The sequence below is a fragment of the Devosia sp. CAU 1758 genome, from assembly GCF_054482695.1.
On sequence record NZ_JBTLRJ010000006.1, the window covers coordinates 1 to 18741 of the forward strand.

At 63.6% G+C, this 18741-nt stretch carries 20 protein-coding genes and 1 tRNA gene; 10 read left to right on the forward strand and 11 right to left on the reverse strand.

Features of this window, described 5'->3' with window-relative positions; genetic code table 11:
• Window positions 1–376: 376 nt before the first annotated feature.
• Window positions 377–1330, reverse strand: a complete 954-nt coding sequence (gene argC / locus ACXYMS_RS17035) for an N-acetyl-gamma-glutamyl-phosphate reductase (RefSeq protein WP_458908025.1) — start codon at window positions 1328–1330, stop codon at window positions 377–379.
• Window positions 1331–1386: 56 nt separating this feature from the next.
• Window positions 1387–1851 carry an SRPBCC family protein gene (locus ACXYMS_RS17040; protein ID WP_458908026.1) on the reverse strand — a complete coding sequence of 155 codons (465 nt, stop codon included), beginning with the start codon at window positions 1849–1851 and terminating at the stop codon, window positions 1387–1389.
• Window positions 1852–1974: 123 nt separating this feature from the next.
• Here ACXYMS_RS17040 and deoD point away from each other — a divergent pair, with 123 nt between their 5' ends.
• Together deoD and ACXYMS_RS17050 are read left to right on the forward strand one after the other, a co-directional pair.
• Complete coding sequence (deoD, locus tag ACXYMS_RS17045) at window positions 1975–2688, forward strand: purine-nucleoside phosphorylase (protein ID WP_458908027.1); 714 nt, start codon at window positions 1975–1977, stop codon at window positions 2686–2688.
• A complete protein-coding gene (locus tag ACXYMS_RS17050) occupies window positions 2688–3053 on the forward strand; it encodes a DUF1304 domain-containing protein (RefSeq protein ID WP_458908028.1) in 366 nt (121 codons plus the stop codon). The genes deoD and ACXYMS_RS17050 overlap by 1 nt, the downstream gene beginning before the upstream one ends.
• Window positions 3054–3121: 68 nt before the next feature.
• On the opposite strand, the gene ACXYMS_RS17055 is transcribed toward ACXYMS_RS17050, so the two are convergent.
• A complete protein-coding gene (locus tag ACXYMS_RS17055) occupies window positions 3122–4510 on the reverse strand; it encodes a M20/M25/M40 family metallo-hydrolase (RefSeq protein ID WP_458908029.1) in 1389 nt (462 codons plus the stop codon).
• A gap of 149 nt (window positions 4511–4659) precedes the next feature.
• Here ACXYMS_RS17055 and ACXYMS_RS17060 point away from each other — a divergent pair, with 149 nt between their 5' ends.
• Complete coding sequence (locus tag ACXYMS_RS17060) at window positions 4660–5427, forward strand: FadR/GntR family transcriptional regulator (RefSeq protein ID WP_458908030.1); 768 nt, start codon at window positions 4660–4662, stop codon at window positions 5425–5427.
• 11 nt (window positions 5428–5438) lie between these two features.
• On the opposite strand, the gene ACXYMS_RS17065 is transcribed toward ACXYMS_RS17060, so the two are convergent.
• Both ACXYMS_RS17065 and ACXYMS_RS17070 read right to left on the reverse strand, forming a co-directional pair.
• Window positions 5439–5514: transfer RNA gene (locus tag ACXYMS_RS17065), tRNA-Ala, on the reverse strand.
• 85 nt (window positions 5515–5599) lie between these two features.
• Complete coding sequence (locus ACXYMS_RS17070; protein ID WP_458908031.1) at window positions 5600–6628, reverse strand: SDR family oxidoreductase; 1029 nt, start codon at window positions 6626–6628, stop codon at window positions 5600–5602.
• Window positions 6629–6699: 71 nt separating this feature from the next.
• Between ACXYMS_RS17070 and ACXYMS_RS17075 the strand changes: the two genes are divergently transcribed.
• A complete protein-coding gene (locus ACXYMS_RS17075) occupies window positions 6700–7263 on the forward strand; it encodes a TetR/AcrR family transcriptional regulator (protein WP_458908032.1) in 564 nt (187 codons plus the stop codon).
• Here ACXYMS_RS17075 and ACXYMS_RS17080 read toward each other — a convergent pair.
• Complete coding sequence (locus ACXYMS_RS17080; protein WP_458908033.1) at window positions 7260–8270, reverse strand: Gfo/Idh/MocA family protein; 1011 nt, start codon at window positions 8268–8270, stop codon at window positions 7260–7262. The genes ACXYMS_RS17075 and ACXYMS_RS17080 overlap by 4 nt on opposite strands.
• A gap of 183 nt (window positions 8271–8453) precedes the next feature.
• On the opposite strand from ACXYMS_RS17080, the gene ACXYMS_RS17085 reads away from it, so the two are divergent.
• The 3 genes from ACXYMS_RS17085 to ACXYMS_RS17095 all read left to right on the forward strand — a co-directional run bounded on the left by ACXYMS_RS17085 (window position 8454) and on the right by ACXYMS_RS17095 (window position 10985).
• On the forward strand, window positions 8454–9809 hold the full coding sequence (locus ACXYMS_RS17085) for a hypothetical protein (protein ID WP_458908034.1): 1356 nt from the start codon (window positions 8454–8456) through the stop codon (window positions 9807–9809).
• A complete protein-coding gene (locus tag ACXYMS_RS17090; RefSeq protein WP_458908036.1) occupies window positions 9806–10624 on the forward strand; it encodes a COG3904 family protein in 819 nt (272 codons plus the stop codon). Before ACXYMS_RS17085 ends, ACXYMS_RS17090 begins: the two co-directional genes overlap by 4 nt.
• A gap of 82 nt (window positions 10625–10706) precedes the next feature.
• The gene (locus ACXYMS_RS17095; RefSeq protein WP_458908037.1) at window positions 10707–10985 is read left to right on the forward strand and encodes a hypothetical protein; all 279 of its coding nucleotides are present in this window, start codon (window positions 10707–10709) and stop codon (window positions 10983–10985) included.
• On the opposite strand, the gene ACXYMS_RS17100 is transcribed toward ACXYMS_RS17095, so the two are convergent.
• A complete protein-coding gene (locus tag ACXYMS_RS17100; RefSeq protein ID WP_458908038.1) occupies window positions 10975–12180 on the reverse strand; it encodes a GGDEF domain-containing protein in 1206 nt (401 codons plus the stop codon). The genes ACXYMS_RS17095 and ACXYMS_RS17100 overlap by 11 nt on opposite strands.
• A 78-nt stretch (window positions 12181–12258) precedes the next feature.
• The gene (locus tag ACXYMS_RS17105) at window positions 12259–13266 is read right to left on the reverse strand and encodes an LLM class flavin-dependent oxidoreductase (protein WP_458908039.1); all 1008 of its coding nucleotides are present in this window, start codon (window positions 13264–13266) and stop codon (window positions 12259–12261) included.
• Between the two features lie 240 nt (window positions 13267–13506).
• On the opposite strand from ACXYMS_RS17105, the gene ACXYMS_RS17110 reads away from it, so the two are divergent.
• Entirely contained in the window at window positions 13507–14076 is a 570-nt protein-coding gene (locus ACXYMS_RS17110) for an acyloxyacyl hydrolase (protein WP_458908040.1), read from the forward strand.
• On the opposite strand, the gene ACXYMS_RS17115 is transcribed toward ACXYMS_RS17110, so the two are convergent.
• Window positions 14073–15263: a BaiN/RdsA family NAD(P)/FAD-dependent oxidoreductase gene (locus tag ACXYMS_RS17115; protein WP_458908041.1), complete on the reverse strand. Its 1191-nt coding sequence runs from the start codon at window positions 15261–15263 to the stop codon at window positions 14073–14075. The two genes, ACXYMS_RS17110 and ACXYMS_RS17115, sit on opposite strands and share 4 nt — an antisense overlap.
• Before the next feature lie 414 nt (window positions 15264–15677).
• On the opposite strand from ACXYMS_RS17115, the gene ACXYMS_RS17120 reads away from it, so the two are divergent.
• Both ACXYMS_RS17120 and ACXYMS_RS17125 read left to right on the forward strand, forming a co-directional pair.
• Window positions 15678–16721 (forward strand): aspartate-semialdehyde dehydrogenase, encoded by a 1044-nt coding sequence (locus ACXYMS_RS17120; RefSeq protein ID WP_458908042.1) that lies wholly within the window; start codon window positions 15678–15680, stop codon window positions 16719–16721.
• A 169-nt stretch (window positions 16722–16890) separates the two neighbouring features.
• A complete protein-coding gene (locus tag ACXYMS_RS17125) occupies window positions 16891–17772 on the forward strand; it encodes an EamA family transporter (protein ID WP_458908043.1) in 882 nt (293 codons plus the stop codon).
• 43 nt (window positions 17773–17815) lie between these two features.
• Here ACXYMS_RS17125 and ACXYMS_RS17130 read toward each other — a convergent pair whose 3' ends face one another.
• Complete coding sequence (locus tag ACXYMS_RS17130) at window positions 17816–18136, reverse strand: hypothetical protein (RefSeq protein ID WP_458908044.1); 321 nt, start codon at window positions 18134–18136, stop codon at window positions 17816–17818.
• Window positions 18137–18292: 156 nt separating this feature from the next.
• Window positions 18293–18544 carry an EF-hand domain-containing protein gene (locus ACXYMS_RS17135; RefSeq protein WP_458908045.1) on the reverse strand — a complete coding sequence of 84 codons (252 nt, stop codon included), beginning with the start codon at window positions 18542–18544 and terminating at the stop codon, window positions 18293–18295.
• Window positions 18545–18741 lie beyond the last annotated feature (197 nt).

Sequence of the window (18741 nt, forward strand, 5' to 3'; positions counted from 1 at the left end):
GCACGAAAAGGGGTGTAAGTTGATGCGAGGCGGTCGCAGGACCGCTGACAAACTTCGCGCACCCCGACATCCGCGGACTAGGGTTTAACAGTCCACGACCGGGGTCTGCGGGGAACCCGCCCCTTACCTTTGATTTCCATTGCGTCCCCACTCAGGTGGCTGGAGAATAGGTGGTGATGTTAAAGACATCGCCCTCCGCTTGACCGCGATTCGCATCATCGAGGTCAGCTTTTCTGAGTGACTGCCCACAAGCCGCCAGTCCGCAAACCACCCCGTTCCAGACATCAAGCGCGGAGCCCTCGGCTCAAGGCCGGGGGTGACGGTCGGTGTTGGTGGTAGCGGCCAGAGCTGATGTCCGGTCCGCCTGTCACGCAGATCAGGCCGCGAGACTTTCTCTCGCACCAACACCCAGCATGATGTTGAGGTTCTGCACCGCCGCGCCGGAAGCACCCTTGCCCAGATTGTCATAAACCGCGCAGATAACGGCCTGGTTGGCCGCGTCATTGGCGAAGACAAAGAGGGTCATGGTGTTGGTGCCGTTATGCGCCTGCGGGTCGAGCGCCGGAGTTTTGGCGAGCGATGCGTCATAGGGAGCGACACGGACGAAGCTATCGGGAATGGCTGCGTAGAAATCGGAGAGGGCCGCATGGAGGTCCTTGCCGGTGGGGATATCGGCGACCATGTCGGTGTGGACCGGCAGGGACGTCGTCATGCCTTGCGCGAAATTGCCGACCACCGGCTCGAACAGCGGCGCGCGGTTGAGCTTGGCGTAAAGCGCCATTTCGGGCAGGTGCTTGTGCTGGAAGGTGAGGGCGTAGGGCATGAACTGGCTGGGAGATGCTCCAGGCGCCTCGTATTCCTCGATCATCTGCCGTCCGCCGCCGGAATAGCCGGAAATGCCGTGATAGGTGAGCGGGTAGTCGCCGGGCAGCAGTCGTGCCTCGACCAGCGGCCGCGCGGCGGCGATGAGCCCCTGCGGCCAGCAGCCGGGATTGGCGACATAGCGGGCCTTGGCGATCTCGTCGGTCTGGCCGATATCCATTTCGGCAAAGCCATAGGCCCAGCCCTCGGCGGTCCGATGGGCCGTGGAGGCGTCGATAACGCGGGTGGTGTCATTCTCGATCAGCGCCACGCTTTCCCTTGCCGCGTCATCGGGCAGGCAGAGGATGGCGACGTCTGCCGCGTTGAGCAGGCGCTTGCGTTCGTCCTGGTCCTTGCGCTTGTCATGGGCGATGGAAATGACTTCGAGGTCGCTGCGACCGGCCAGGCGCTCGCGGATCTGCAGACCCGTGGTTCCAGCTTCGCCATCGATGAAAATCTTTGCGACCATTTGTTCCATGCCTCCAGATTGCGGCGGGCCGTAAATGAGGCCCTGTGGCGCCGGCGTCAAGCGTTCAGGCGCAGCGTCATGTCGATGGCGTCGAGCATGTTCATCCAGGCGCGCTCGGTCTGGGGCAGCCAATCGGCCCATTCGGCACCCATCTCGTTGTAGAGGGTGACGATGGCGCCGTTGCCGCCGGGTTCGGGTTCGATGATGATGGTGACAAGGGAGGGATCATCTTCCTCGCTCTGGTCGACAAGGAAGGTGTAGCTGACCCTGGTGGGGCGATCGAGCGCGAGAAAAGTGCCCCAGCTTTGCGATTGTTCGCCGTCCCGTACCCCCTCGATGCGGTATTGGCCGCCCATTTGCGGGTCGTAGCTGAAACCGGTGATTTCGCCCTTGCCGCCATGGTGGTTGAGCCAGGCCTCCTGCCAGAGTCGGACGAGGGCCGGATCGACAAAGGCGTCAAAGACGCGGTCGGGGGGAGCCGGGAAGCGGTGGGTGACCTTGGCTTCGATCTTTTCGGGCATCGGGCGTCGCCATTGTTGCATCAAGGGCAAATGCGGGTCGCGGTGCAAGCGTTCCGCTCGCGATGTTGTCAAGCCAGCGTCCCGATGGCAATGATTTGACCAGAAGGACAAAGGAAACGCGCCATGACCACCCCGCACAACCACGCCAAGCCGGGCGACTATGCCGAAGCGGTCTTGCTGCCGGGCGATCCGCTGCGCGCCAAATGGATTGCCGAGACGTTTTTCGAGAACCCGAAAGTGGTCAATTCGGTGCGCAATTGCCTTGGCTATACCGGCAGCTGGAAGGGCAGGCCGGTTTCGGTGCAGGCCTCCGGCATGGGGCAGCCGTCGCTGGCGATCTATGTGCATGAACTGATCAATGTCTATGGGGTCAAGTCGCTCATCCGCGTGGGCACCTGCGGGGGCTTGAATGCAAATGTGAAAGTGCGCGACGTGATCCTGGCGCAGGGCGCCTCTACGGACTCGTCCATTGTCAAGGGGCGGTTCGGGGCGTTCAATTTTGCGCCGATTGCCGATTTCGGCCTGTTGCGCTCGGCCGCCGACAAGGCCGATGCCAGGGGGCTGCGCTACCATGCGGGCAATATGCTTTCGTCCGACATCTTCTACCATGAAGACGGCTTTGCCGGGTATGACAAGCTGCCCGATCACGGGGTCATCGGGGTCGAGATGGAGGCGGCGGCGCTCTATACGTTGGCGGCGCGGTTCGGGGTCAAGGCGCTGACCATCTGCACCATGACCGATTGCCTTATCACCCATGAGGAGATCGACGCCGAGGCGCGGCAGACCTCGCTCAAGGACATGGTCGAGCTGGCGCTGGACGTGGCGGTGGAGGCATGATGGATGCCATTGCCTTCGTGCTCATTGCGCTCGTGGCACTGATCCACGTCTATATCATGCTGCTCGAAATGGTTTGGTGGGACACGCCGCGCGGCCGCAAGGCCTTTGGGATGACGCCGGAATTTGCCCGCGAGACGAAGGTGCTTGCAGCCAATCAGGGGCTTTATAACGGGTTTCTGGCAGCCGGGTTGATCTGGAGTCTTGTGCATCCCGATCCAGCCACGCGCTGGCAGATTGCCCTGTTTTTCCTCAGTTGCGCGGCGGTTGCGGGGATTTTCGGGGCTGCGACTGCGAAGAGCCGCAAGATATTGTTCATCCAGACCGTGCCGGCAGTGCTGGCGATTGTGGCGCTGGTGCTTGCCTGAGGGCGCTACGCTGATCGGCACCGCCGCGTAGGCGAGGATGACAGGCGGTGGGCGCCAATGCCCCAGTGTTAATCCGCCAGCGCCCCCAGCACCCGGACCCAGCTCCGGATGCCGCGATGGAAGCTCTCAAGATCGTATTTCTCGTTGGGCGAGTGGATCTGGTCGTCCACATGGGCAAAGCCGATCAGCAGGGTGTCGAGCCCGAGGATGGACTTGAAATCCCCCGCAACCGGGATTGAACCACCCGAGCCGGTGATTACTGCAGGCTTGTTCCATTCGTCCGAGAGGCCTTTGAGGGCAAGGCGCAGATGCGCGCCATCGGCCGGCACGGTGATGGCCGGCGATCCACCGTGAGCCGTGAATTTCACCGAGCAATCGGGCGGGATCATTTTTTCGACATGGGCGCGGAAGGCGGCGCGGATTTTGTCAGGCTGCATGCCCGAGACCAGTCGGAATGATATCTTTGCCGAAGCCTTGGCCGGAATGACAGTCTTGAAGCCGTCGCCGGTATAGCCCCCGATCATGCCGTTGATTTCGCAGGTGGGGCGGGCCCAGAGCATTTCGAGGACGCTGCGGTCCTGCTCGCCGGCGGGGGACGAAAGGCCCGCTTCGCCAAGGAATGCCTTGTCGTCAAAGCCAAGGCCGGCCCATTGAGCTTTGAGTTCGGGCGAGATTTCGGCCACGTCGTCGTAAAAGCCGGGCACGGTCACCGAGCCGTCAGGGGCGCGCAGGCTGGCGATGATTTCGGCCAGCACCTGATTGGGATTTCGGGCGGCATTGCCGAACATTCCTGAATGCAGGTCCTTGTTGGCGGCAGTGATTTCCACTTCTTCGGCGACCATGCCGCGCAGCATGGTGGTGATGGAGGGCGTCTGGCGATCCCACATGTCGGTGTCGCAGACCAGCGCTATGTCTGCTTTCAGTTCATCGGCATGCTCGCGCATGAAGGGCGGCAGGTTCTTGCCGCCGGATTCTTCCTCGCCCTCGAGCATCAGCGAGATGCGGATGGGGAGTGCGCCAGTGGCGGCCTTCCAGGCGCGGCAGGCCTCGATGAAGGTCATCATCTGGCCCTTGTCGTCGGAGGCGCCGCGCGCCACGATCACTTTCCGCCCGTCCTTTTCCCGGATCTGCGGCTCGAAGGGATCGGTGTCCCAGAGGTTGAGCGGATCGACGGGCTGCACATCGTAATGGGCGTAGAACAGCACATGGGTGCCGGGCTGTTCGGGACCATGGGCCACAACCACCGGATGGCCCGGCGTCGGGCGCGCCGCAGCATCGAAACCCAGGCCATCAAGTTCGCCGGCAATCCAGTCGGCGGCTTTCCGGCATTCGGCGGCATAGGCCGGATCGGTGGAGATGGACTTGATGCGCAAGAGGTGGAACAGCCGATCCAGGCTTTGATCAAGCCCCGAATCGACGGCGGAAAGCACTTTGTCGATGGTGGCTGGGCTGATCATGCTATGCATCCTTGAAGCGAATCCGGTCTGGTGGCCGGCACCATGGCGCGACGGATCGGGCTCTGTCCAGTCCGGCGCAGCTTCGTCTTATTGTCATACTAATGAGCCTGTGGTTAGTTCGATTGCAATCAGGTTGGAGCATCTCGGGCATGGATAGATCGGGTGGACGCGCACGGCATTCGGGCGATCTGATCGCGTCGCTTTCCGGACGCAATCCGGCCCGCAACCTGCATTCGGACGTCTTGTGGGCGCTGGGCCTGGCCGTGGTCTCGGGCACTTATGCAGAGGGGGCCATCCTGCCCTCGGACAGCGAAATGCTGGAGCGGTTCGGCGTGTCGCGCACCGTGTTGCGGGAGGCGCTCAAGACCCTGGCGGCCAAGGGGTTGATCGAGGCAAGGGCGCGGATCGGCACACGGGTTCTGCCGCGCAATCGCTGGAACCTGTTCGACGCGGACGTACTGGCCTGGTTCTTCGAACTGGGGCCGGATGTGTCCTTCCTGCGAAGCCTTGCCGAAGTGCGGATCGGCATCGAGATCGAAGCGGCGGCGCTGGCGGCGGAGCGCGCCGAACCGGGCGAGGCCACAGCCCTGATGGGCTGGGTGGACAGCATGGCGGGGTCAGAAACCCCGGCGGATTTCGCGCGCTATGACCTAGAATTTCACAAGGCGGTGGCCGAGGCTTCAGGCAATCCCTTCATGGCGTCGATCAGCGCGCTGGTGGAAATGGCGCTGACGGCAGCCTTCACCATTTCTTCCCCGGTCAATGATCCGGAGGCGCTGGCGGAAACGGTGGGCGTGCATCGCCGCATTGCCGACGCCATCGGCAAGCGTGATCCCGCGGCGGCGCGGCTGGCCATGCGCGAAGCCATATCCCAGGGTTTCGACCGGGCGGCGGGACGGATGGAACAGGGGGATTGAATCGGGTGGCATGGTGGAGCTGAGCGGGATCGAACCGCTGACCTCGTCATTGCGAACGACGCGCTCTCCCAACTGAGCTACAGCCCCGCACCATGGCGGTATATGGACAGAATCGGGCCAAACGGCAAGAGGGGCGGGGTTGATGTGATGGCATCTGCGCCCGCCCCCAATGTCAGACGAGCTTGTGTTCGACCAGGCTTTGCGCGGTGGCGAAGAGGGCATCGCGGGTCGGGATCAGCGGACGGCCAAGCAGGGCGATGGCGGGGCCGGAGTCGAGGCGCTTGGCATAGCCGAGTTCACCAAGATTGCCGCGTACATCGCGGTCGAAAAGGGCATAGAGCCGCACGGCCCAGTCTGGCATTTCCAGGCGCGGAATCCTGTAACCGGGGAATTGGCTCCGCAGGATCCGCGCGACCTCGATGAAGTAAACCGGTGCATCGGCCATGGGGAAGCGCTGGCCGCCCGCCTCGGGGCTGGTCATGGCCGCGACATGGGCGGCGGCGACATCGCGCACATCGATCGCCGTCACGGGGATACGCGGGGCCGCTGGCACCGAGCCGTCGAGCATGCGCTTGACCAGAATAGCCGAGGTACCGGGGTCCTCATCGAGCAGGGGGCCAAAAATGGCGCTGGGATTGATGGTGGCGAGGTCGCCGCGACGACCGGCTTCTTCCATCAGCTCCCAGGCGCGGCGCTCGGCACGGGTCTTGGATTCGACATAGGCATTGATGGGGCGGCCATCGAGCCGGGTCCAGTCGCTGGCGGTAAAGAGCGTATCGCGCGTTCTTTCGTGGCCATAGGCAATGGCGGCCATGGAGGAGGTGAGGACGATCCGCTCCACCCCGGCGCGCAAGGCTGCGCTAACAGCCCGCTCGGTGCCGGCGACGGCCGGGCCGATCAACTCGTTGCGGTCATCGGGCATCTTGAGCACGAAGGGCGAAGCTGTGTGCTGGAGATAGCGCGCACCCTGCATGGCCTCGTTCCAGCCCGCATCCCTGGTCAGATCCAGTTCGACAAAATCGAGCCGGGTTGTCTCAGCGCCGGCGCGGGCCAGGGTGTCGCGCACCTTGTCGGCCCGCTTGAGATTGCGCAGACTGCCGCGAACATGGAAGCCGGCATTGAGCAGGGCGAGGGCAATATGACCGCCGAGAAAACCCGATATGCCGGTGAGAAGAACAGTGTCGGACGCAGGCTGGGACATGAGGTACTCCTTGAACTGAACGAAATATACGTCTATCGTTCAATGTGTTCAATAGGGCCGCGGAGAGAAACGTGACGGGCAGTGCCGATCGCATGCTGGAAAAGCGGGAGCGTATCCTGGTTGCGGCCAGGAAACTGTTCCTGCGCAATGGCTTGCGAGCCACCACCATGGAGGCGATTGCCCGCGAGGCGCAGATCGCCAAGCCGACGCTCTATGCCCATTTTGCCGACAGGCATGCGGTATTCGGGGCGTTGCTGGAGCAATTGGTGCGCGACAAGCATGCGGCCTTCGATGCGGCGCTGGCCGGCGACGGACCGGTGGTGGACCGCATCGGGCGGGCGCTGGCGGCCAAGTTCGGGGTGATCTCGGCGGCGGTCGCCGGTTCGGCCCATGTGGATGAGCTGTTTGCCGCCCATCATGAAGGGGAAGAGCTGTTTGCCGCATCGAACCGCTGCATCGCCGACAAGCTCTCGGCGTGCCTCCAGGCGGCTGGTGCCGCGGAGCCGCAGCGCCTGGCCCTGCTGCTGCTGGCGGCCGCCAAGGGCGTGGCGGAGGCGGGCATTGCCTCGCCGGCCCTGGCTGATGACCTGATGCTGTTGTCCGCGCGGCTGGTGGGGCCGGCTGTACCCTCCTAGCGCGCCACCTGCGCCCAGGCGCCGGTCTTCTCACTCTCGAAAATGGCGTCGATCACCCGCATGGAGGCAATGGCATCGTCCACGCCATAGGGCAGCGGGGTCTTGCCCAGGACTGCCTGGGCAAAGGCCTCGGCCTGGGCGGTATATTGGTCGCAGACGGGCAGGATTTCGCGGCGGGCCAGGCCGCCATCAAAGGGGGCGCCGATATCGACGGTAATGGCGGTCCGCTCGTCGGGCGGGGCGTTGAAAGGAATAATGATCTCGGCCTTGGCCCTGGTGCCGAAGATCTGCACGCGCTGATGCGGGGTGGCCTGGGTCGAGCAGGTAAAGCTCAATTGCCGTCCGCCGCCGAAATCGGCCATGACGCTGGCAAGCCGGTCGGTACCGAAAGCGGGATCGCGCTCGACCAGCGAGACGACGCGGCTGGGTTCGCATTCGAAGAAATAGCGCGCGGCGGTGATCGGGTAGCAGCCGATATCCATGATGCCGCCGCCGCCGATATCGGCCTGGTTGCGCACATTGTTGGGGTCGACATTGTGGTAGGTGAAGACTGCATTGATCGAGCGGATGTCGCCCAGTTCGCCAGAGCGGATGATCTCGCGCATGCGGTGCCATTGCGGGTGGAAGCGGACCATGAAAGCTTCCATGAAGACAATGCCGGGAGGAATTTCGCGCAATTGCTCGGCCTCCGCGGCGCTGAGAGCAATGGGCTTTTCGCACAGAACATGCTTGCCGGCGCGGGCGGCGGCCAGGGTCATGGGCACATGGAGATGATTGGGCAGGGGGTTGTAAATGGCGTCGATGTCGGGATCGGCAAACAGCTCCTCATAGGAGCCATAGGCCTTTTCGATGCCGAGCTGATCGGCGGCGGCGCGGGCTTTTGCGGCATCGCGCGAGGCAATGGCGACCACTTCGGAACTGGGGGAGAGCTGGATGGCCGGCGTCACCTTCTGCATGCCGATATTGGCGGTGGACAGAATGCCCCAGCGGATCTTTTTCGATGTCATCACTTGCTCCCTCATCGTGCAGGACGTGGGTAAACCTGCTTGCCACTCCGGCGCAAGGGGCGCGCTCACCGAGACGTCATCGCCCGGTATTAACCTTGCTCCCCTCTGCCGCGATTCTGCCGGGATGCTTGTGTTAACCTCAGGTTAAGGCCCGGTGGCGGGCCAGGACAAGTCGGGGCCCACATGCAGCTCAAGCCGAATGCCTTCCGCCTGCATGAGACCGCACGCGGCGTCGAAACCATGAGCCGGTTTGCGCTCGCCGTGCTGGCGCTGGCCTCGGGTGTCTATACTTATCTCGGGGTCAGGGGGCTGCTCGACGGGTCGGCGAGCTTTGTGTTTTTTGCCGCCATCATCTATTCGGCCGCCGTGTCGGTCGCGATCTATGCCTTCTGGACCTATATGATGCGCTTCCTGCCGCTGGTGATCAGCGGCGTGCAGCGTCTGGCGCTGTTCGCCACCATGCTGATCGGCTGTGTCATGATCGTAGCGATGAGCTCCTGGCTCAATGCTGCGGCCCTGGCCGGCTCGGCTGCGCTGGAACAGCATATGGCGGTGACGCTTCAAGGCTATGCCGAAGACCTAGACAATGCCCATGCCAAGGCATTGGCCAGCCAGAGCCTGTTGCCGGACGTCGAACGCGCCGCGGCGCGTTTTGCGGCGCTGGCGCAGGACGAGCGCGACAGCGGGGCGCTGACCGGCACCCAGGGCTCGGGCAGCGTGGTGCAGCTTCTCAGCCAGATGAGCACGCAGATGACCCAGTTGGCCGGCACCATTTCGGGCTCGCGCGAAGAAGCGGCGGGGCTTTTCACCCAGGGTTCCGAGCGGCTCGCCACCATGCGTGAGCTGGTGTCAACGCCGGGCCAGATCGAGCCGCGTTCCGACGCTTTCCAGGCCGAAGCAGTACAATTGTCCGCCATCATCGCCGCGCTCGAGCAGACCGATATCGCCGCCTCGGTGAAGCGCGCCGCGACCGATCTTTCGGCCGGATTCATTGCGCCGGTGGCCGATGGGCGGGTGGGCGACCTGGCGATGCGGCAGAACCAGGTGATGGCAACGGTGCAGGCCTCGGTGGATGCGCAATCGGCGGCGCTGGTGGCGGCGGCCGACGAGATCCTGGCTGTGCCGGCGGTTGAGCAGCGCCGTTTCGTCCCCCTGTCTTCGGCCGAGGCCGTCATCCGCTATTGGGGTGATTTCATCCCCTCCTGGGCCGGTGCCATTTCCATCGACCTCCTGCCGGTGGTGCTGGTGCTGGTGCTGATGATCGTCAATGACGCCATGCGGCGCGACGCCGAGACCCTCAAGGAGGCCGAGACCATTACCGCCGCCGAAATGCTGCGGGCCATGGCGCTCTATCGGCGCATGGAAGCCGAGGGCGCCAGCGAGGCCGCTGCGGCGCTGGCGCCGCAGATCGAGGAGTTAGAGGCACGAGGTGCCCCGGACGCTTCGCCCGTGGAGGAAAAGGTTGTCGCCGAGGACGGTACCGTGACCCCGATCGAAGCCGCGCAGCGCAAGCGTGGCGATGGACCGCGCCCGGCATGAAGAGTGACGCCAATGCCCGCGCGGCGAGCGATGCGGGACCATTCTATCGCCATATGATTGCCAAGCTGGCGCAGATCGAGGATGGCGCGATCCTGCGCTTCGCCTTCTTCACGCTGCTGGCCGGAACGATGGGGGTGCTCTATGTCGATTATCGCGAGTTGAGCGCCGGTGCGCCCGAGGCGCTGACATTCGCCCCGCAACCCATATTGCCGCCAGCGACAACCGAAGATGGCGGAGGGCGGGCGCGTCCGGCGCTGACCACCGCGCCTGAAGTTCTCGACGAACCGCTGCGCATCGAACTGGGCAGCAATGGTGAGCTCAGCCTCACTGGCACGATCGATCCGGGAGCAGCGCAAAGATTTGAAGACGAAATCGCCGCGCGGGGCGAATATGTGTCAACCGTACTGCTGGATTCCCCCGGCGGCTCGGTGGACGATGCCCTGGAAATTGGTCGGCTGATCCTGGAAAGGGGGTTATCGACGGAAGTGCGGGATGGCAAGCTATGCGCCTCGTCCTGCCCGGTGATCCTTGCGTCCGGGACGGAGCGGATTGCGGGGCGCGATGCGGCGATCGGCGTGCACCAGATCTATGCGGCAGCGTTGAGTGGAACGACGGTGGATGCGTTGAGCGTTGCGGGTGTGGCCATGGCCGATGCGCAATTGGCAACAGCGGAAATCACCCGGCACCTTAATGAGAGCGGGGTCGATTCTGCCCTTTGGCTGCATGCGCTGGAGACGCCGCCGGACCGGCTTTACTATTTGTCGCCCGAGGAGATGGAGCAGTATCGGCTCGTCACCGAATGGGCGCAAAATTGATCGTGTGAACAGGGAACCGGTGGAGGACTGGCTCGGTTTCACGAAGTGAACGTCAAGGTTGATTGCGGCGAGGAGGCCACGCATGACACAAGCCCATATGTTGATCCGGCACCGGGACATCCAGAACTGGGTCAATGACCGGCAGGGCCGCCCGGCCATTGCCCGTGTGCGGGACCGGTTCGGGGATGAGCGCGCTCAGCTCAAGCTGCGTTTTGCCCATAATGCGGAGGGGCGAGAGGATGTCGGCATGAGCCCGGTCTCCTGGACGGCCTGGCTGGCAGAGCTGGACCGGCAGCAGCTGGCCCTGCGGGTTGAGCCGACCGGCGATTGTGAGCTGGTTTCGCGTCAGGTCATGAACTGAGATTGCCGCGCCGGCGCGCCGCAGAGAGCGGGCGTGCCGGTTCGCTCATGGCCATGCGGACGCAGTCGCGACCATCGGTCTTGGCCTGGTAAAGAGCTGCATCGGCGCGCCGCAACAGGTCGGACAGGTGATCGAATGGCATGAGCTGGGCGACGCCGAACGATGCGGTGGCCGGTTCGCTGATGCCGGTAGCGTCGAAGGGCAGGTTGCGGAAGGCATTGCGCACGGTTTCGGCATAGAGCTTGCCTGCGGCCAGATTGGCGCCCGGCAGAAGGATTGCAAATTCCTCGCCCCCCAGGCGCCCCAGCACCGCGTGCTGAGTATCACAATCGCGCATTACGGTGGCGAAGCTGGCGATGACCTTGTCGCCGGTCGCGTGACCATATGTGTCGTTGATCTGCTTGAAATGGTCGAGGTCGGCCACGACCATCACCGTCGGCACGCCAGCCCGGGCGGCCAGGTTCATGGCCTTGTCGCCGCGATCCTCAAATCCCCGCCGATTGAGCAATTGCGAGAGGGTGTCGGTCTCTGAGCGGGCCGTCATATCCGCCATCACGTCGCGCACGATGATGAGCAGCATCAAGAGGCCATTGGTGATCAGCAGTACCGCGCCCACGGTTTGGGACACCGCGGCATAGGTGGAGGTGATATAGGCCTGGGGCGCTTCGCCGGAGCCGATGGCCATGGCGAGAAATGGTTTGGCGAGGAAGTGGAGCGCCGAGAGGGCGAACAACGCGATAAGCGCTATGTCGAGCGGCCCCTTGCGCTGGTTTCTCATAATCACGGCGAGGGCAATGACCTGCACCAGCGCATAGGGCGCCTGATACAGCAGATTGCGCGCAAAGCTGGCTCGCGGCATGTCGAGAATGGCGATGTTGACCAGCAGCGAGGCGACGACTGCGAGTGCGAGCAGACGCCAGGGCGGGGTCAGCCGGTAATGATGCGCCATCCCGATCACGCAGCCGCTCAGGGCGAACAGGAAGATTGCGAAAATGCTGAAGCTGACCAGGCGATGATCGTCCTGGAAGGGCAGGATGAACTCGAACACCACATTGAGGACGCCGAGGCTATAGGCCAGGGCCAGCCAGCGCGCGCCAAGGGCCGAGCGTTGGTAGGCCGCCACGACGCCGAATGCCGTGGCAAAGATACCCGCGACAAACAGGTTTATGGCGAGCACAAAGGCTGCGGCACTCATGGATAATCAGTCCGGTCTCAGATGCGCGCTATTCTAACCACCCCGGCAAAACGAGACGTTAACAAATTCATGCTGCTGCTATCGCGTTGCCACGCCCAGGGCCTCGGCGAGCAGGGCAAAGGACCGGCGGCGTAGGGCATAGGAGTGGATGGTGGTGGTGATCATCACCTCGTCGGCCCTGGCGGCGCGGGCCTTTTCGGTGATGGTTTCCGCCAATTGCTCGGGATTGCCCACCAGCCACAGGCTCGACTGGTGTTCGATGACCTGTTGCTGCTGCGGCGACAGCACGCGGACAGAGGCCTCTTCGGGGGGCATCAGGTGGCGCTGTTCGCCGGTGACGAACAGCGCCCAGCTCACCGCCTGCGAGGTGGCGAGAAATTTCGCCTCTTCCTCTGTCGGGGCGCAGATGGCGGAGAGACAGAGGATCGTGCGCGGTTCCGGGAAATCGGCGCTGGGCTGGAAAGCCTCGCGATAGGCGGCAAAGGCGGGCGCGGCGGGGGTGTGGCTGAAATGGGCGGCAAAGGCGTAGCCGAAGCCCAGTTGTCCGGCGGCCTGGGCGCTGGCGCCGGACGAGCCGAGTAGCCATTTGGGTGGCAGGGTGATGCCGCCGGGCGAGACGGGCACGCGCGAATAGGGGTGGTCGGGGGGAAAGCTCTCCTCGTCAAAGGCCATCAGTTCGGAGAGATACGCCGAAAATTCCTTGCCGCCGCCGCTGCGGAGCGCGCGCATGGCATAGCCATCGCCGCCGGGCGCGCGGCCCAAGCCGAGGTCGATGCGGCCGGGATAGAGGGCTTCGAGCGTTCGATAGGCCTCGGCAATGCGCAGCGGCGCATGGTTGAGCAGCATGACCCCGCCCGAGCCGATGCGGATGTTGCTTGTGGCCGCAGCGGCGCTGGCAATCAGGATTTCAGGAACCGAAGAGGCAATGGAAGGCATGCCGTGGTGCTCGGCATACCAGAGCCGCGAATAGCCCAACCGATCGGCCTCTTCGGCCAGACGCACGGTTTCGGCCAGGGCCTGCTGGGTGGTCGACCCCTCGGCGATGGGGGCAAGATCCTGGAGCGAGAGGGCGAAGGGGGCGGGCATGGCAATGGCTTTCGAGGGCAATGGATCATCGGTAGATCACGATGGAAAGGCGAAAGGTCAAGGCCCGGGAATGCAATTGTGCGGCGAGATTGTCCTCAAGGCCATGTTAGCGATAATTATCCTGGACCGCGCCGGACCCTGTTACATGCAGACTGTGTTTGGCGTCCCAGCGGCACAAAGGGCCTTGACCGATCGGGGGGTGCTGCGTGCTAGATGCGCGGCAGGCGGAGAGCGGATGCGATGAAACTGACAATACTTGCGGGCTGGACCCTGGCACTGGTGGTGGCGATGGCGCTGACACAGGCGGCGCGCGCGCAGGATCTTACCCTGTCAGAAGTGCGCGGCGGCATCTTTGCCCATAGCGTGGACGAGCCGGGTGCGTTTTTCGGCGTCTTCGACACCTCCCGTGTGCAGGACCTCAATGTCGAAATGCTGTTCGAAGTGCCCAGCCTTACCCAATGGGTCAGCTGGGGCGTGGTGCGTCCGCATCTGGGCGCCACAGTCAATTTCGGCGGGCTGGAAAGCATGGTCTATGGCGGCGTCACCTGGACAGTGCCGGTCTTTGACAGCCCGGTCTTCGTCGAAGCCAGCTTTGGCGGCGCCGTCCATAATGGCGCGGTGGCGGGAGCGGCCTATCCGGCGCGCAATCTGGGCTGTTCGGTGATGTTCCGCGAATCGGCCAGCATTGGCGTGATGATCAATGACAATGCCTCGGTCATGGCCACGATCGAGCACGCCTCCAATGCCAATCTCTGCGCTGACAATCGCGGCCTGACCAATATGGGCGTGCGCTTCGGCTGGAGGTTCTAGGCTGCCTGGCCTGCGGCCCAGCCCGAGGCCCAGGCCCACTGGAAATTATAGCCGCCCAGCCAGCCAGTGACGTCCACCGCCTCCCCCACGAAAAACAGCCCCGGCACGTCGCGGGCCATCATGGACTTTGCGTCGAGGCCCGTGGTGTCGATGCCGCCCAGGGTCACTTCGGCGGTGCGGTAGCCTTCCGAGCCAACGGGCTTGAGGCTCCAGCGCTGCACATGCTCGGCCGCGGCTGCCAGCTTCTTGTCGGAAAAATCGCCGATCATGCCGGGCTGGTCGATGAGATCACCCACCAATTGAGCGAGACGCTTGGGCAGCTTTTCGGAGAGCACGGTCTGCAGGTGCAGGCGCGGTGTCGCCTTGCGGGCGGTACGGAAGAATTCGAGCGCATCCTCGCCGGGCAACAGGTCGACAGAAATGGTCTCGCCCTCGCGCCAATAGGACGAGATCTGGAGGATGGCCGGGCCGGACAGGCCGCGATGGGTAAAGAGCAGCGCCTCCTCGAAGCGGGTCTTGCCATGGCCGACCACTGCATTGGTGGATACACCAGCCAGGGGTTTCAATTGTTCGAGCGCGCCGGGTTCGAAGGTCAGAGGCACAAGGGCCGGGCGGGTTTCGGTCAGCTTGAGGCCAAACTGGCGCGCCAGGTCATAGGCAAAACCGGTGGCGCCCATCTTGGGAATGGATTTTCCCCCTGTGGCGACGACGAGGCTCGTGGTGGTCACCCGCCCGTCGCCGACCATGACATCGAAGCCGTCCGCGGTCTTTTCGACGCTGCCGATGCTGCGGCCGGTCCAGGTGGTGGCGCCAGCAGCGCGCAGGTCATTGGTCAGCATGGTGACGATCTGGGTGGCCGGCCCGTCGCAGAACAGCTGGCCCAGGGTCTTTTCGTGAAACGCGATGCCCTGCTTCCTGACCCGTTCAATGAACATTTCGGGGGTGTAGCGCGACAGGGCCGAGAGAGCGAAGCGCGGATTGTGGCTGAGGAACCGCTCGCGCCCCGCCACATGATTGGCATTCACATTGGTGAAATTGCAGCGCCCGCCGCCGGAAATGCGGATCTTTTCGCCGGGGTCGCGGGCGTGGTCGACCACCAGAACCTTGCGGCCGCGCTTGCCCGCCTCGATGCCCGCCATCATGCCGGCAGCGCCGGCACCCAGAATGATTACATCGAAGTCGGGCATTTTTGGTCCTCGGTTCGGGCATATCCAACAGCGCGGGGCCGCCCTCGGGCGTGACCCGAGGGCCTGTTGTCACGCGGTATGCGCCGGGAATGGTCCCGGGATCAAGTCCGGGGAACGGTTTGGCGTCTCCGAAGCGCTCGAATGCAACTTCATTGACTTTTTCCTATTTCCCAGTATGAGAAGTCCTGCTTTTCATAGGAAGCATTGTTCGTCATGCGCAGCCACAGCAGCCTTATCGCCGCTCTTGCCACCACCCGGCCTCTCGCCGGGGGCATGCTGGCCATGACCAAAACCACCAAAACCGCCTGACGCTTTTCCCCGGGTCGCTCTCCCGACGGGGAGAGGCTCAAAACCAGGACCGCGACGGGCTAGCCGTCGCGCGGGGGTGAGTTGGTAAGGGACTGGAGTTCCATCATGGGTTATCGCGTCGCTGTCGTCGGAGCCACAGGCAATGTGGGCCGCGAAGTTCTCAACATTCTGGCCGAACGCAAGTTTCCGGCCGACGAGGTGATCGCGCTCGCCTCGTCCCGTTCCACCGGGCGGGAAATCTCCTATGGCGACAAAATCCTGAAGGCCAGGAATCTCGACGATTTCGACTTCAAGGGCGTCGATTTCGCTATCATGTCGGCCGGTGGCAGTATTTCCAAGGACTGGGCGCAGCGCATCGCCGCCTCGGGCTGCATCGTCATCGATAATTCGAGCTATTGGCGCTATCATTCCGATGTGCCGCTGGTGGTGCCGGAAGTGAACGCGCATGTGCTCGATCGCTGGCTCGCCGACCCCAAGCGCAGCAACATCATCGCCAATCCCAATTGTTCCACCGCCCAGCTGGTGGTGGCACTCAAGCCCCTGCACGACCTTGCCAAGATCACCCGTATTGTCGTTTCGACCTATCAGTCGGTGTCTGGCGCCGGCAAGGAAGGCGTCGACGAGCTGTGGAACCAGACCAAGGGCATTTTCGTCAATGACAGCCCGACGCCGGGCAAGTTCCCCAAGCAGATCGCCTTCAATGTCATTCCCCATATCGATGTGTTCATGGAGGATGGCTACACCAAGGAAGAGTGGAAGGTGCTGGCCGAAACCAAGAAGATCCTCGATCCCAAGATCAAGGTGACCTGCACGGCGGTGCGGGTACCGGTATTCGTGGGCCATTCCGAGGCGGTCAATATCGAGTTCGCCAACCCCATCTCCGCCGATGAAGCGCGGGATGCGCTGCGCGAGGCGCCGGGTATTTCGGTGCTCGACAAGCGCGAAGCCGGTGGCTACGCGACCCCGGTCGAGACGGTGGGCGAATACGACACCTTTGTCAGCCGCATCCGCGAGGACAATACGGTGGAAAATGGCCTGGTTATCTGGGTGGTGAGCGACAATCTGCGCAAGGGCGCGGCGCTCAATACCGTGCAGATCGCCGAGACGCTGATTGAAAAGGGTCTCAAGGCGCGCGCTCTGGCGGCTTGATCAGGGCCGGGTGGAGGAGTAAGGCCCCCTCACCCGGTTCTTTGGACCGACCTGTTCTTCAAGGGAGAGGTGGCGCCGTTGCGGCGTCGGTTCCTTCTCAACATCTCCCTCTGGGGGAGAGGTCGCGCGCAACGCGGGTGAGGGAACCTTTCTTCAACGACGGTGCCCCATGCCCCTCCGCCACATCCTCCTCGCCCTGTTGGTCGTCGCCATCTGGGGCTTCAATTTCGTGGTCATCAAACTGAGCGTCGAGGCGCTGCCGCCGATCCTGGCGGCGGCGCTGCGCTTTGCGGCAGCGGCCTTTCCAGCGGTGCTGTTCGTGCGGCCGCCCAAGGCACCCTGGTGGATCGTGGCCAGTTTCGGGCTGGCCTTCGGGGTGGCGCTTTATGGCTTTCTCAACCTGGGGATGGCCTGGGGCATGTCGGCGGGCCTGTCTTCCCTCGTGCTGCAGACCCAGGCCTTCTTCACCATGGTCATGGCCTTCGTGCTGCTGGGGGAGAGGCCGAGCCGCTTCCAGATCATCGGCGCCGGCATTGCCTTTGCCGGGATTGCGGTGATTGCCACCGAAAGGTTGCAAGTGACCAATCTGGTGCCGCTGCTGCTGGTGCTGCTGGCCGCGCTGAGCTGGGGTCTGGCCAATGTGCTGACCAAGAAGGCGGGCAAGGTCAATGCCGTTTCGTTCACGGTCTGGGGCGTGCTGGCGGCGCCGTTGCCATTGCTGGCCCTGTCGCTGGTCACCGAAGGCTGGCCGGCCATTGCCTCCGCCATGGCCGAATTTTCATGGGCCGATGCGGGGCTGATCGCGTTTCTCGCCTATCCCGCGACGCTCTTGGGTGGGGGCATCTGGAGCTGGCTCCTGGGCAAGCATCCCGCTTCTGTCGTGGCGCCATTCACGCTTCTGGTGCCGATCACCGGGCTGGCGTCGGGCTATCTGGTGCTGGGCGAGACCATTACCCGCATCGAGGTGTTCGGTGCCCTTTTGGTGATCTGCGGGCTGATCGTGACACTGCGCAAGGCGAGAAAGAGCGAACCGCCGATCCGGCTCGATTAGCGCGGCAAGGCCACTCCCCGGGGGAGGGGAGCGGCCTGGCAGGTCAGTCGGTGGTATCGAGCAGGGATTCGTTGTCACCAAGGGGCACAGCAGGCGCGGACATGCCACCATCGAGGGGCGCAGGTGCAGGCAGCGTGCTGGGCTGCAACCCGCTGAGCTCGTCGGCACTGAGACTGCCATTCATATCGAGATCGACGGTGTTGAACTCGTCCTCGGTGAGGTCGGGCCACACGGCCTGCAATTCTGTGAAGCTCAGCTCACCGCTGGCATCACTATCGACATCGACGAAATTGAGCGGCGCCTGGGCGAAGGCGGGCGCGGCAAAAAGGGTGAGGGCAGCAAGGCCCAGTGCAATCTTTTTCATTTTGATCGTTTCCTTGTTTGGGGTGTCTTCACCCCATTTCTGATGTGAGGCAGCCACCCCGGGGGATTGAGGTGGCTGGCTGGACTGCCCCCACAGGGAGGTGAGCATCCGGCGCGAACGACTGGCCGGTGGACGCTTGGGGGCAGACGGCGCGCCTTACTGGGCTGCAGGTGCCGCTGATGCGGCTACATGAGCCTCGTATTCCTCGGCGGAGAGTTCGCCATTGCCATCGGTATCGGCGGCGGCGAAGGCCTCTTCGGTCAGACCAGGCCAGGCCAGCTGGGCCTCGGTCAGCGACACACCACCGCTTGCGTCGGTATCGACCGAGACAAAATCGGTTGCCGCCTGGGCCATGGCGGCGCCGGACAGGCCAAGGGCGAACAGCGACGTCAGGACGATCTTCTTCATGGGTATCTCCATGTTGACTTGGAAGGAGCGGCATTGGAGGGGTCCGTTGCCGGCGACCCGCTCACTGGCGGCCCGCGACCCAGACAGTCGTGGCCCAATGTGGCCGGCGCTGGTCTTGAGCTTGGCGCTGCTGGACAAATGTCGCGACGATTTGCGGGCGGTCGGAAAGGCCGGGAAACCGGCGTTCTTGAGTCGCG